The sequence below is a fragment of the Ruegeria sp. HKCCD6426 genome (assembly GCF_057221115.1).
In genome coordinates this window covers 142,365-155,585 of the sequence record NZ_JBWVBF010000004.1, presented here as the reverse complement: position 1 = coordinate 155,585, position 13,221 = coordinate 142,365, and the positions used below count along the sequence as shown (strand labels likewise).

Genomic DNA, 13,221 nt, shown 5'->3' with positions numbered 1-13,221 from the left:
TTGAGCGGTGATTTCGCTTCTTGACGACCGCAAGCGCATGGACTACTCAGCCCAGACCTGAGCGGGTATAGCTTAATGGTAAAGCCCCTGCCTTCCAAGCAGGCTATGTCGGTTCGATTCCGTCTACCCGCTCCAGTTCAGCTCTGAATTCTCTGCGTCAAATGGCCCTTTAAACCTGCCAAATTGTGTGTGCAGCTTGACCCCGGATGCCTCTGCGGCCAAGAAGCGTTCACTTAGGACCGTTCAGGAAACAAGGGCCCGACATGGCTAGAAAAACAGCTGCCAGTCCAGCAACCGCACCCGCACCGGGGGCCAGCGAAGAAAGAGCGGGCTCTAAGAAAGTGGGCGTATTGGCCTCGCTTTGGCCATTCATGAAGCCCTACAGGTTGTTGATGATGGGCGCGACTTTTGCGCTGATTCTGACTGCCAGCATGACTTTGACCCTGCCTTTGGCCGTGCGTCGCGTGGTCGATAATTTCCGAATTCAGGATGGTGAGCTGCTGGATTGGTATTTTCTGGCAGCGCTTGTGATTGCCGGTATCCTGGCTGTGGGTACAGGTATCCGTTATGCGCTGGTGACCCGGTTGGGCGAACGCGTGGTTGCCGATATCCGCAAGGCTGTTTTCGACCGCGTGATCGGCATGAGCCCGGAATTCTACGAACGTATCATGACAGGTGAGGTGCTGAGCCGGATTACCACGGATACAACCTTGATTCAGTCGGTGCTGGGTTCATCCGTATCCATCGCACTTCGCAACATGCTTCTGTTCGTCGGTGGTCTGGTTCTGATGCTTCTGACATCGGCCAAGTTGACCGGTCTTGTCTTGTTGCTGATTCCGGTGGTGATTGTACCGATTCTGGTCCTGGGGCGCCGTTTGCGTGGAATCAGTCGCGAGAATCAGGATTGGATTGCGGCATCTTCAGGAAATGCAGGCGAGGCGCTGGGCGCAGTGCAGACCGTACAGGCCTTTACACATGAGGAAGCCAGCCGAAAGCAGTTTGGCGAAATGACCGAGACATCCTATGTGGTGTCGCTGCGGCGTATCCAGACACGGGCTGTGTTGACGGTAATCGTGATCTTTTTGGTCTTCTCCGGTATCGTCGGGGTGCTGTGGATGGGGGCCAATGACGTTCGCAACGGCGTCATGACAGAAGGCGTTCTGATCCAGTTCGTGATCTATTCGATTATCATGGCTGGTTCCGTAGCCGCTTTGTCCGAGATCTGGAGCGAGCTTCAGCGCGCGGCTGGCGCGACGGAACGGTTGATCGAGTTGCTGAACGCCGAAGATACAGTGTCCGACCCGACAGGGGCGCAAGCACTGCCGCAACCTGTTCGCGGTGAAATCCGGTTCAATGACGTCACGTTCCGCTATCCGGCACGTCCTGATGTGGTTGCGTTGGATCATCTCTCACTGACAGTCGAACCGGGCGAAACCGTAGCATTCGTGGGCCCGTCAGGCGCGGGTAAAACAACTGTCATCCAGATGATCCAGCGATTCTATGACCCGGATGCAGGGCACGTCAGCCTGGACGGGATCAATCTGCGTGATCTCGACCGATCGGACTTCCGGCAGCATATGGCGCTGGTTCCACAGGACCCGGTGATCTTTGCGTCCTCGGCTCGTGAAAACATCCGTTTTGGCCGTTTGGACGCGACCGATGCCGAAGTCGAGGCCGCAGCGCGCGCTGCAGCGGCCCATGACTTTATCGCCGCTTTACCAGAAGGTTACGACAGTTTCGTGGGCGAGCGCGGCGTGATGTTATCCGGTGGCCAGAAACAGCGCATTGCTATCGCGCGTGCAATTCTGCGCGACGCGCCGGTTCTGCTGCTGGACGAGGCGACCTCGGCACTGGATGCTGAAAGCGAACGCGCGGTGCAGGGTGCGGTTGACAAGATGCGCGCTGGGCGCACGACGCTGATTGTGGCACACAGGTTGGCGACTGTGAAAAAGGCGGACCGCATCGTGGTGATGGAGAACGGGAGCGTTGTCGCTCAGGGAACGCATGATGACCTGGTGTCTCAGGACGGTCTTTATGCGCGTCTGGCACGCCTGCAGTTCACCGACGGTGTTGCTGCGGAATAAAGTGACGCTCCGGCACATCACTTTCCGCCGCAGCGTCATTCTACATTTTCTCTGATCCGAGAGCTAAGCCGTTGCTTGCACGAGCTTGCTTTTGCTTCCATCTTGGGGGCAAGCGATAGCCCGTGCGCGACACGGGAGAAAAAGGGGAGGAGCCGTATGGCCTTTGCGGGATTCGAAGACAGGGCGCGTATCGAACAGGAGATGCCGTGGGAGGATCGAGACGTCGCTGTCACCTTCCATCAATTGCTGTCGCGCACGGCGGGCAAATTCCCGAACCACAAGGCCATGAGTTTTCAGCTGCTGTCCGGTCCGACGGATAAAGCCGAGACGCTGACCTGGTCTGAACTGCTGGGCAAAGTTAACCAGGCTGCCAATCTGTTCCGGTCGTTAGGGATAGGGGAAAAGGACGTGGTGGCCTATGTCCTGCCCAACTGTAACGAGACGCTGATTACGATGATGGGTGGTGCGGTGGCCGGGATCGTTAACCCGATCAACCCGCTGCTGGAGCCGGAACAGATCGCAGCCATTTTGCGGGAAACCAACGCAAAGGTGGTGGTGACCCTGAAGTCATTCCCCAAAGCAGATGTGGCCCAAAAAGTCGAGGAAGCAGTGCGCCACGCGCCTAAGGTTAACACCATCTTGGAAATTGACCTGAACCGGTACCTGACACCGCCCAAGTCGTGGCTTGTCCCGCTACTGCGCCCCAAAATGGGCGACAAGGAACACCTGGCTCATGCGGACTATAAGAACTTCAACAAAGAACTGGCCAAGCAGCCCACGACACTGACCTTCGAGGACAGTCAGGAAGACCGCGTTGCCTGTTACTTCCATACCGGAGGTACCACCGGTATGCCAAAGGTGGCGCAACACAGGTATTCCGGACTGATTTACAATGGCTGGCTGGGCAACACCCTGCTGTTTGACGAAAACGATGTCATCATGTGCCCGCTGCCAATGTTTCATGTTTTTGCAGTACATGTGATCGTGATGGCTGCGGTATCCTCAGGTGCGCATGTGATCTTCCCGACACCGGCCGGCTATCGCGGCGACGGCGTGTTTGACAACTTCTGGAAGCTGATCGAACGCTGGAAGGTCTCGTTTATCATTACAGTTCCGACCGCTATTTCCGCCAAGATGCAGCGCCCGGTGGATGCGGATATTTCATCCGTGAAAACCGCGTTTTCGGGCTCGGCCCCGTTGCCGGTTGAATTGTTCCGCCGGTTCGAAGAGGCCACTGGAGTGACCATCGTCGAGGGCTATGGCCTGACCGAGGCAACATGTTTAGTCTCGTGTAACCCGGTGGACGGTGAAAAGAAAATCGGCTCGATTGGCATTCCGTTTCCTTATACGGACGTCAAAATCCTGCAGGACAGCCCTGATGGTCCGAAAGAATGCGAGAAGGACGAGATCGGTGAGATATGCATCTCGAACCCGGGCGTCTATGCGGGCAACACGTATACCGAAGCGGACAAGAACGTGAACCTTTATCATTTCGATAAATACTTGCGGACCGGTGACCTGGGTCGCTTTGACGAGGATGGCTATCTCTGGATCACGGGCCGCGCCAAGGACCTGATCATCCGCGGTGGGCACAATATCGACCCGGCCGAAATTGAAGAAGCGCTGTTGGGGCATGACGCAGTCGCCTTTGCGGGTGCAATTGGTCAACCGGATGCGCATTCGGGCGAGGTGCCTTGTGCCTTTGTTGAATTGGTAGACGGTGCATCAGCTACCGAAAAAGAACTGATGGAATACTGCAAAGTCCACGTTCACGAGCGCGCTGCACAGCCCAAGCATATGACGATCTTGCCCGAGCTGCCGAAAACTGCCGTTGGAAAAGTGTTCAAGCCGGAGCTGCGCAAACAGGCGATCACACGCATCTATAATGGCGCGCTGGAAACCGCAGGGGTGGCCGCACGGGTTGTGTCTGTGATCGACGATAAGAAACGTGGACTCGTTGCGCAGCTTGACGCGAACGGTTCCTCCGACGACGATGTTTCCAAGGTGCTGGGTGCGTTTACCCGGCCTTGGGAGTGGTCTGAATAATTCGGAGGGACAATGGACTATGAACGTCTGATCGACGAGGAAACCTGGGCGTTCATAAGGCGCACGGCTGAAAGCTATCCTGACGATGCAGTTGACCTGACGATCGCAGATCAACGTCGGGTTTATGACGAAATGAGCGAAGATTTTCGTCAACCCCGTCCACCGGGAGTGGAAGTAACGGACATGTCCGCTGATGGAGTGCCTGTCCGCGTCTACTCTGCCGGAGATCCCACACGGACTGTTGTCTATTACCATGGCGGCGGTTTTGTCGTCGGTGGCCTGAACAGCCACGACGACGTTTGTGCCGAGATTTGTGTCCAGACAGGATACCGGGTTGTGGCCGTTGATTACCGTCTGTGTCCGGAACATACACACCCGGCTCAGTTCAACGACAGTTGGACCGCAACTAACTGGTCTGTTCAACAGTTCGGTGAGCCCGTCGTTTTGGCTGGCGACAGTGCAGGCGGCAATCTGGCGGCTGCCGTCGCGCAGTACTCTCGGGGTCGGTTGGACAACGTTTTGGGCCAAGTCCTGATATATCCAGGCCTTGGAGGTGATGCATCAAAGGGATCGTATATCGAGCATGCGCACGCTCCGCTGCTGACCCTTGATGAAATCCAGTTCTACGAAAAAGTCCGGTGCGGCAATGTCGTGCCCCAGGATGATCCTACCTTTGCGCCGCTTCACGACTCTGATTTTTCGGGTCTGCCGCCAACAGTGGTTTTTACAGCCGATTGCGATCCGCTGCGCGACGACGGACCGGCCTATTGCGAGAAAATCGCCGCCGCAGGGGGGCGGTCGCATTGGATAAACGAGCCAGGGTTGATTCACGGATATCTGCGGGCCCGTACTTCGGTAAAACGGGCCGCAGACAGTTTTGAGAGGATCTCGGTTGCAATCGAGGCATTAGGGCAAGGCATCTGGCCTTATGACTGACGCTTGACGTCAGCTCAGGAACGAAGCGGCCTTCATTGTATCCGCTACCGGTGCTCCTGTGCGTTTCAGGATCGTGGGGGCCAGTTGCAACTGGTCAATCACGGTGTCGGCGTCAGGACCTTGCGCATCACCAAAATAATACAGTGCAGTTTCCTGTTGCAGTGGGCCACGCCCGCCATGGTGTCCGCGCTCGTCCTGTCCGTGATCGGCGGTTACGATCACCTCGTACCCCAACTCCCGCCACCGTGGGATGAAGGGGGCCAGCATTTCGTCCATGACGAAACAGGCGTGGTCCATCTCTTGGCAATCGTGGTAAAAACGGTGCCCCATGCTGTCCAGCGTGCAGGTGTGCAGGATGCCGTAATCAAGTCCAAACCGCAGGCACATGTTAGTCAGCGTGGCAAACAGGTCCACGTCGCTGGGTGTCATCTGATTGTCTTTGCCGTAGCCGGTCATGCTGTGGAACCGGCCATGGTTGATGGTTTTGCTGTCCGGCTCGTCGTATTCGATGTCACGCACGTAATCGAATGGATGGCGGTTGAAGAACTGCGACCAATAGCTGTGTGTGACAGCACCCGTCACACCACCTGCTTCGCGAACTTGGCTGAACACGTCCTTGTGGCTCAGACGAAATACATTGCCGTTTCCTGTACAACCGTGTTCCTGCGGCGTGACCCCGGTATGAATCGAGGCATAACAACTGGCAGAGGTAGATGGCAGCACAGCCCGTAGTTTCCAAACCTGCGCTTCTCCGCTGTCGACCCAGCCTTCGAGATTGCCGAACAGGCGTCGAAAGTTGCGCCACGGGACACCGTCCAGAATGATGAGAAGTAGTTTACGGTCCATGTGATGACCCTTTTGACAGTATTTGCTTTCAGCCGATCCTAGGGGATTCGCATTCTCAAGGCCGCCAGTTCGCGCCCTGAATAGTAGAATCCCGACGCGTGTCTGCAGACAATGGGCCGGGATTTCAGTGTTCTATCAGCTTTTCGCGAAAAGACCGGATTAGTTCCCGGCACTCTCCATTTTGCGATGTGCCACAACTTCTTCCAGCCAGCCCAGATGCATTTCCGGAACCGAGCTGAGCAGCAGGTCGGTATAGTCGTCAAACGGCGGGCTCAGCACCTGCGACTTGGAACCATAGCGAACCACGCGGCCCTGATACATTACGGCAATCGAGTCAGAGATCGCTCTGACCGTTGCCAGATCGTGGGTAATGAACAGGTACGCCACATCCTCGATCTTCTGCAGGTCCAACAGCAGTTTGAGAATTCCGTCTGCCACCAGCGGGTCGAGCGCTGAGGTGACCTCGTCACAGATGATCATCTTGGGCTTGGCTGCCAGTGACCGCGCAATACAGACACGCTGCTTTTGACCGCCAGACAGTTCCGCCGGATATCGATCCATGAACTTTTCACCCAGTTCGATCTCGTCCAGCAGTTCGATGATCCGCTTGCGCTTTTCGCCACCGCGCATGTTGAAGTAGAACTCCAACGGGCGGCCGATGATCGTTCCAACTGTCTGGCGCGGATTCATCGCCACGTCAGCCATCTGATAGATCATCTGCAACTCGCGCAGGTCTTCGCGGGATCGGCCCTTCAGGTCGCCACTGAGCTTGCGCCCGGCAAAGGTGATCTCACCATCACGCGGTGGCAGCAGGCCGGTGATGACCCGTGCCAGCGTCGACTTGCCCGAGCCGGATTCGCCCACAACCGCCAGCGTCTGCCCCGGATGAAGCTCGACATTGACGTTGTGCAGCACGTCGAAGTTCAACCCCTTGTAGCGTGCCGTGATGCCGTCGACGCTCAGCACCGGTTCCGGCGTCGGCTGTTTCTCTTCGTGTTCGATCGAACGGACTGAGACCAGCGCTTGCGTGTACTCTTCTTGCGGGTTGTTGATGATCTGATCGGTGCTGCCGTATTCGACCGTGTTCCCCATCCGCAGAACCATGATGTCGTCGCTCACCTGCGCTACAACCGCAAGGTCGTGCGTAATGTAAAGCGCGGCAACTCCGGTATCGGCAATGGCCTCCTTGATCGCCATCAGAACGTCGATCTGGGTGGTCACGTCCAGGGCTGTAGTCGGTTCGTCAAATACCACCAGATCAGGCTCAGGGCACAGCGCCAGCGCGGTCATGCAGCGTTGTAGCTGACCACCTGAGACCTGGTGTGGATAGCGATCACCGATATTGTCCGGATCGGGCAAACCTAATTTGGCGAAAAGCTGTCGCGCGCGGCCCTCGGCCTCTTTACGGCTGAACTTTTTCTGCTCGACGGCCGCTTCGACAACCTGATCCATGATCTTCTTGGCCGGGTTGAACGACGCCGCGGCGGATTGCGAGACGTAAGTCACCTCACCGCCGCGCAGTTTGCGGATATCGCCGTGGGACGTTTTCAGAATGTCCCGTCCATTGACCCAGACCTCACCACCGGTGATTTCCACGCCACCGCGGCCATAGGCCATCGAGGCCAGACCGATGGTGGATTTACCGGCACCGGATTCTCCGATCAGCCCCAGCACCTTGCCGCGCTCAAGGTCAAAGCTGACCCCGTGCACGATTTCGATGTCATGGGGTTTCTCACCCGGCGGATAGACGGTCGCGCCGATTTTGAGGTCGCGGACCTTGAGAAGGGTATCACTCATCCCCGGCCTCCTTTCAGCGATGTGGTACGGTTCAGGACCCAGTCAGCCACAAGGTTGACCGAGATGGCGAGTGTCGCAATGGCGACAGCAGGGTACAGGGCCGCGCCGATGCCATAGACGATGCCGTCCTTGTTTTCCTTCACAATGCCACCCCAGTCGGCCAGTGGCGGCTGAACGCCCAGGCCCAGGAACGACAGGGTCGAGACAAACAAAACCATGAAGATGAACCGAAGGCCCAGTTCAGCGACAAGTGGCGACAGGGCATTAGGCAGGATCTCACGGAAGATGATCCAGACTTGGCCTTCACCCCGCAGCTTTGCGGCTTCGACATAGTCCATTACGGCGATATCCACTGCGACGGCGCGGGCCAGGCGATAAACGCGCGTGGCGTCCAGCAGGCCCATGACGATGATCAGTACAGGAATGGTAACCGGTACCATAGCAAGCACGACAAGAGCAGTGATCAGAGACGGGATCGACATGATCAGATCGACGGTTCGCGACATGAGCTGATCAGCCCAGCCACCCAGAACGGCGGCCAGAAAGCCAAGGATCGAACCGGTCACAAAACTGAGAATCGTGGCAGCCGTCGCGATGAAGATCGTAGTGCGCCCGCCATAGATCATTCGGCTCAGCAGGTCACGGCCGATATTGTCTGTACCCAGCCAGAATTTCGAACTGGAGGGTTCCCACACATCGCCTACGACTTCGGCCATTCCATAGGGGGCCAGCAGAGGTGCGAAGATCGCGATGAAGAAGTACAGGGCTGTGAAGGCCAGCCCGATCATTGCAGAGATTGGGATGTTCTTCATTTCGGATGCCTCAGCCTTGGGTTGGCCAGAATGGCAACGATGTCTGCAACCATGTTCAATCCGATATAGATAGCGGCGAAGATCACACCGCAGGCCAGAACGACGGGAACGTCACGTTTGGTCACATGGTCCACAAGATACTGCCCCATGCCTGGATAGACGAAGACCACCTCGACCACGACGACGCCGACGACCAGATATGCCAGGTTCAGCATCACCACATTTACGATGGGTGCGATTGCGTTCGGAAAAGCATGGCGATAAATGACCTTGAAGTTGGTCAGACCCTTCAGTTCGGCTGTTTCCACATAGGCAGACTGCATCACGTTCAAAATCGCCGCACGTGTCATTCGCATCATATGCGCCAGAACAACCATGGTCAGAACGATGACGGGCAGGGCAATCGCATTCAGTTTTTGACCAAGCGACATGCTGTCATTGATCATGGCCAGCGGAGAAAACATTCCCAACTTCACCGCGATGAAATAGACCAGCACGTAGCCGATCAGGAATTCCGGGATTGAGATTGTTGTCAGAGTTATTGCCGAGATCAACTTGTCCGGCCAGCGGTTGCGGTAACGCACGGCCAGCAGGCCCAGAAAGATAGCCAGTGGAACCGACACGATAGCGGCCCAGAATGCCAAAAACAGAGTATTGCCCAGACGGCTGCCGACGGAGTCTGCAATGTCCAGTTTGTTGGTAAGAGATTGGCCGAGATCACCCTGAACGATACCTGCCAGCCATTCGAAGTAGCGGGTCAGAGCCGGGCGATTCAATCCCATTTCCTCTCGAAGGTTTGCCAGGGCCTCTGGGGTGGCAGACTGGCCCAGGACGGCTTGCGCGGCGTCTCCGGGCAGGGCTTCGGTGAGGCCGAATATCAGGGCCGAAGCGCCAAACAGCAACAGGAATCCCAGCGCAAGGCGTTGGGAAACCAATTTGATAATAGGGTGCATAAATCCGTGATCCGTATCAGACGAACCACAGTTTGCGCGAAACCTGACCGTTCATCAGTTCGCCATTCGGATCGGTCTCCCAACCGTCCAGCGTATTGCTGGATGCATCGACGAAGTTGTTGAACATCGGGCAGATCAGGCCGCCTTGATCGCGGACCATTTGACCCATCTGGCTGTAGATGCCTTTGCGTTTCTCGGCATCCAACTCGGCACGGGCCGAGAACAGCAGATCGTCAAACGCCTGAATCTTGAACCGGGTGTCGTTCCAGTCCGCGGTCGACAGATAGGCAGTCGCGTACATCTGATCCTGTACCGGACGGCCACCCCAGTAGGACGCGCAGAAGGGCTGTACATTCCAGACTTCGGACCAGTAGCCATCATTGGGTTCACGCTTGATTTCCAGCGGGATTCCAGCCTGAGCTGCGGTTTGCTGGAACAGAGCCGCCGCATCCACGGCACCGGGGAAGGCACCATCTGATACGCGCAGAATGATCGGTGAACCATCGTGGCCAGACTTCTTGTAGTGCTCTGCTGCTTTCTCGAGGCTGAATTCACGTTGCGCGATGGTTTCATCAAACAACGGATAGGCTGCGTTGACCGGCATATCGTTTCCGACCGAGCCATAGCCGCGAAGGACTTTGTCCACCAGTTCCTGGCGGTTGACCGCGTATTTTAGTGCGGTCCGCAGTTCGTTGCTGTCGAACGGCGCTGTGTCGCAATGCATGATGAAAACATAGTGGCCCCGGCCAGGAGTCGACTGAACCGTAATGTTTGGCGCACGACCCAGCAGATCAGCGACCTTGGGTTCGATACGGTTTGCCAGCTGAACTTGCCCACCCTGCAGTGCTGCCGTACGGGCAGTTGCATCGTTGATCACAACGTTCTCGACTGTGTCGAAATGGGCGTCGTCATTCCAGTAATTCGCGAATTTGGTGAACAGGTGGCGTACGCCGGGCTCATCGACTTCGACCTGGTAGGGTCCGGTACTGATACCGGCTGCCGGGTTGTCCATGCCGCCGTCCGGCTGGATCACCAGGTGATAATCTGACATCAGATAGGGCAAGTCGGCGTTTGCTTCGCTCAGGGTCACCTGGAAGGTGTCACCGTCTGCCTTCATCGACTCGATTCCCTTCATGATGCCAAGGGCACCTGATTTGGAATCTTCGTTCGAGTGGCGCTCCATGGTTTTCAGAACGTCTTCACTGGTCAAGGATTTGCCGTTGTGGAATTCGACGCCCTGACGCAGTTTGAATGTCCAGACCTTGGCATCCGCGCTGCCCTCAACACTTTCTGCCAGGCGGGGTTCGATTGTTCCATCGGGCGCAACCTCAACCAGCGTGTCGCCAAAATGACGGCCATTCATATAGGGTACCGAGCTGGCATAAGTCGCCGGGTCCAACGAGTTGGTGGATTCACCGCCATAGAGGCCCAGTTTCAGATCACCACCCTTTTTCGGACCAGCCGCGCGCGCCGCGTCGGCAAACATGGTGCTGGCCATGGCGGCTGAGACACCCAAGGCCGCTGCCTTGCCCATGAACTCGCGACGAGTCAGCTTGCCGGCTGTCACCTGTTTGGTCATGTGAGTGAGTTGTTCGTTCATCCAAAATCTCCCAGTTGATTGGATCAGCCCTTCGCGGACTTTTTGTTGACGCATGAGTCAACGTTGGCGCATTTCAGTCCACCGGGCAATACCTATTGTCCGGATTTGGAACGTGCGATTTTCACATTTGATTGCGCGAAACAGTGTCATCGAAATCCTTGGTAAAGACCAAGATATCGTTTTCAAACGCTTTTATGCTGGCCATCAGAAAAAAACTCTTATCATCCGAGAACATTTCACAGCGCGTTTCCGTACGTAATTCGCAGCCCGGACGTTCCAGTTCCTGTGTCCATTCGCAGACGCCGCGGGCAGACAGGGGGTCATCAGGGTGAATCGACCACGTCTCGCACGCCGTGCCGCCACTGATCAGACCGTGCTGATCGTCTTGAGTTTTCCCGAAGTCATCCTCGACAATCAGATGGACGGTGCCAGTGTTCATGTCAGTCTCAAGCCGACGGGCATTGGAAGCCTCGCGGAGGATGGTGGCCTGGTGCGGCTCTTCCGCGTCTGGCAGGGCAAAGTTGCATTCATCGTCGGTTCCTGAAGTTCGAGATGGTATGGAAATCTGCCCTGAAGTCAGATGCAGTTCGGCCGTTTCGGGCGAGGGCCAGATCAAGGGCCAATAGGCGCTGGAAATCGCCACACGCAGGCAGTGCCCCTTGGGAACCCGGTAGGCGATGTGGTCCAGATCCAGCTCAACCTCATACGGTTCGCCTGGGCGCAGATCTGAAGGCTCGGCATGGCAGTCGCGATGGCTGAAGTTCAATACACCATAAGTGATTCTGGTCGAGGCGCCGTCGGGATGGACGTGATTCAGGCGAACGGCCATCTGCGCCTGCGGTTTGTCGGAGCTGACAGTCAGTCGAATGCGCGGGGCGCCCACGATGTCCAGATCGGCCTCTAGCGGGTCTCCATCGAAACATGCTGACAAGGCGTCATCCGCGCGCTGATCCCCTGGCATATCGGGGCCCAGCCAGATGGCGCAGTACTCACCGCCTTCCAAACCGCAGTGGTGGGGTGATCGAATGCGGGCGTCCAACGGCCCTGAGCGCCCCAAACCGGCATCACTCAATTCAAGGTCCAGTTTGTTCAGGTGTGAGGTTGCCCCTATGGCTTCCGTAATCCAGCGCCCGGGCCTTTCACTGTACCACCGCGCCGGGCGAACGCCGTCCATAAGGTAGGCGCGGAAATCGGGGTCATCTACTACGCCAGTATCCTGCCCTTTGAGCCAGCGATCCCACCAGCGAAGCGCCTCTTGCAGGAACCCGATCCGGGGTTCCGGCACGGCGAAATGAGGATACTTGTGGACCCATGGCCCAACGATGCCTTTGACTGGTGCGTCCAGATTCTCAACCAGCCTAGGTACAGTGTTTTTGTAAGCATCGCCCCACCCACCAACCGCGAGAGTCGCGGCTTGTATTGCGCCAAAATCTTCACAGACGGACCCGTGTCGCCAATACGCATCACGAGTTTGGTGCCGCAGCCAGGTCGACGGCAGGAAAGGTTCGTTCTCTAACCGCTCGACCCATAACTCGCGCCAGTTAGGACGCAACTGGGGATCGGGCGCACGCGATGAATAGGACAACATCGTTGCGCCCCATCCGAGGTTTTCATTTAACAAACATCCGCCTTTGTAGTGAATGTCGTCCGCGTAACGATCCGCGGTTGAACACAGGGTGATAATCGCCTTGAGCGGATCGGGACGCAGGGCAGCGACTTGAAGCGCATTAAAGCCACCCCAACTGATCCCCATCATACCGACCGAACCGCTGCACCAAGGCTGATCGGCCAGCCAATGGATCACCTCGACGGCATCGTCCAGCTCTTGCTGAGTATATTCATCCTCCATCACCCCTTCGCTGTCACCGTTCCCACGCATATCGACGCGAATGCAGGCATAGCCGCGCTTGGCGAACCAAGGATGAGTTAACGCGTCCCGTGCAGTAGTGCCGTCGCGCTTGCGATAGGGCAGGTATTCCAGAATGGCCGGGACAGGATTCTGGACGGCGTCCGTTGGTCGCCAAACCCGCGCCGACAAACGGCAGCCATCCGACAGCCGTATGCCCAGGTCCGGGATATCTTCGATGTCGCAGAGAGAATTGAGAATGCGCGTCATTTGTTCACTCTCAGTCTCTTCGCGGCATTAG

At 56.9% G+C, this 13,221-nt stretch carries 9 protein-coding genes and 1 tRNA gene; 4 read left to right on the top strand and 6 right to left on the bottom strand.

Features of this window, described 5'->3' with window-relative positions:
• Positions 1-61 precede the first annotated feature (61 nt).
• The 4 genes from AC2TDA_RS13575 to AC2TDA_RS13560 all read left to right on the top strand — a co-directional run bounded on the left by AC2TDA_RS13575 (position 62) and on the right by AC2TDA_RS13560 (position 5,066).
• Positions 62-135: transfer RNA gene (locus tag AC2TDA_RS13575), tRNA-Gly, on the top strand.
• 128 nt (positions 136-263) lie between these two features.
• Entirely contained in the window at positions 264-2,084 is a 1,821-nt protein-coding gene (locus AC2TDA_RS13570) for an ABC transporter transmembrane domain-containing protein (protein ID WP_480876749.1), read from the top strand.
• 156 nt (positions 2,085-2,240) lie between these two features.
• Positions 2,241-4,130 (top strand): acyl-CoA synthetase, encoded by a 1,890-nt coding sequence (locus AC2TDA_RS13565; RefSeq protein WP_480848541.1) that lies wholly within the window; start codon positions 2,241-2,243, stop codon positions 4,128-4,130.
• A gap of 12 nt (positions 4,131-4,142) precedes the next feature.
• Positions 4,143-5,066 (top strand): alpha/beta hydrolase, encoded by a 924-nt coding sequence (locus AC2TDA_RS13560; protein WP_480876747.1) that lies wholly within the window; start codon positions 4,143-4,145, stop codon positions 5,064-5,066.
• A 9-nt stretch (positions 5,067-5,075) separates the two neighbouring features.
• Here the strand turns inward: AC2TDA_RS13560 and AC2TDA_RS13555 are convergent, their stop codons facing one another.
• From AC2TDA_RS13555 to AC2TDA_RS13530, 6 genes are all read right to left on the bottom strand, one after another.
• Entirely contained in the window at positions 5,076-5,912 is an 837-nt protein-coding gene (locus AC2TDA_RS13555; protein WP_480876745.1) for an alkaline phosphatase family protein, read from the bottom strand.
• A gap of 159 nt (positions 5,913-6,071) precedes the next feature.
• Entirely contained in the window at positions 6,072-7,709 is a 1,638-nt protein-coding gene (locus AC2TDA_RS13550) for an ABC transporter ATP-binding protein (protein WP_480848536.1), read from the bottom strand.
• Positions 7,706-8,521 (bottom strand): ABC transporter permease, encoded by an 816-nt coding sequence (locus AC2TDA_RS13545; protein WP_480876742.1) that lies wholly within the window; start codon positions 8,519-8,521, stop codon positions 7,706-7,708. The genes AC2TDA_RS13550 and AC2TDA_RS13545 overlap by 4 nt, the downstream gene beginning before the upstream one ends.
• Positions 8,518-9,474 (bottom strand): ABC transporter permease, encoded by a 957-nt coding sequence (locus AC2TDA_RS13540; protein ID WP_480848533.1) that lies wholly within the window; start codon positions 9,472-9,474, stop codon positions 8,518-8,520. The genes AC2TDA_RS13545 and AC2TDA_RS13540 overlap by 4 nt, the downstream gene beginning before the upstream one ends.
• Before the next feature lie 16 nt (positions 9,475-9,490).
• Entirely contained in the window at positions 9,491-11,074 is a 1,584-nt protein-coding gene (locus AC2TDA_RS13535; RefSeq protein WP_480876739.1) for an ABC transporter substrate-binding protein, read from the bottom strand.
• Positions 11,075-11,195: 121 nt separating this feature from the next.
• Positions 11,196-13,190 (bottom strand): CocE/NonD family hydrolase, encoded by a 1,995-nt coding sequence (locus AC2TDA_RS13530; RefSeq protein WP_480876737.1) that lies wholly within the window; start codon positions 13,188-13,190, stop codon positions 11,196-11,198.
• Positions 13,191-13,221: the final 31 nt, after the last annotated feature.

Excerpts from the sequence above, each read along its gene's own strand:
- AC2TDA_RS13565 (WP_480848541.1), top strand. The coding sequence starts at position 2,241 with ATGGCCTTTGCGGGATTCGAAGACAGGGCGCGTATCGAACAGGAGATG.
- AC2TDA_RS13570 (WP_480876749.1), top strand. The coding sequence starts at position 264 with ATGGCTAGAAAAACAGCTGCCAGTCCAGCAACCGCACCCGCACCGGGG.
- AC2TDA_RS13530 (WP_480876737.1), bottom strand. The coding sequence starts at position 13,190 with ATGACGCGCATTCTCAATTCTCTCTGCGACATCGAAGATATCCCGGAC.
- AC2TDA_RS13535 (WP_480876739.1), bottom strand. The coding sequence starts at position 11,074 with ATGAACGAACAACTCACTCACATGACCAAACAGGTGACAGCCGGCAAG.
- AC2TDA_RS13540 (WP_480848533.1), bottom strand. The coding sequence starts at position 9,474 with ATGCACCCTATTATCAAATTGGTTTCCCAACGCCTTGCGCTGGGATTC.
- AC2TDA_RS13560 (WP_480876747.1), top strand. The coding sequence starts at position 4,143 with ATGGACTATGAACGTCTGATCGACGAGGAAACCTGGGCGTTCATAAGG.
- AC2TDA_RS13555 (WP_480876745.1), bottom strand. The coding sequence starts at position 5,912 with ATGGACCGTAAACTACTTCTCATCATTCTGGACGGTGTCCCGTGGCGC.
- AC2TDA_RS13545 (WP_480876742.1), bottom strand. The coding sequence starts at position 8,521 with ATGAAGAACATCCCAATCTCTGCAATGATCGGGCTGGCCTTCACAGCC.
- AC2TDA_RS13550 (WP_480848536.1), bottom strand. The coding sequence starts at position 7,709 with ATGAGTGATACCCTTCTCAAGGTCCGCGACCTCAAAATCGGCGCGACC.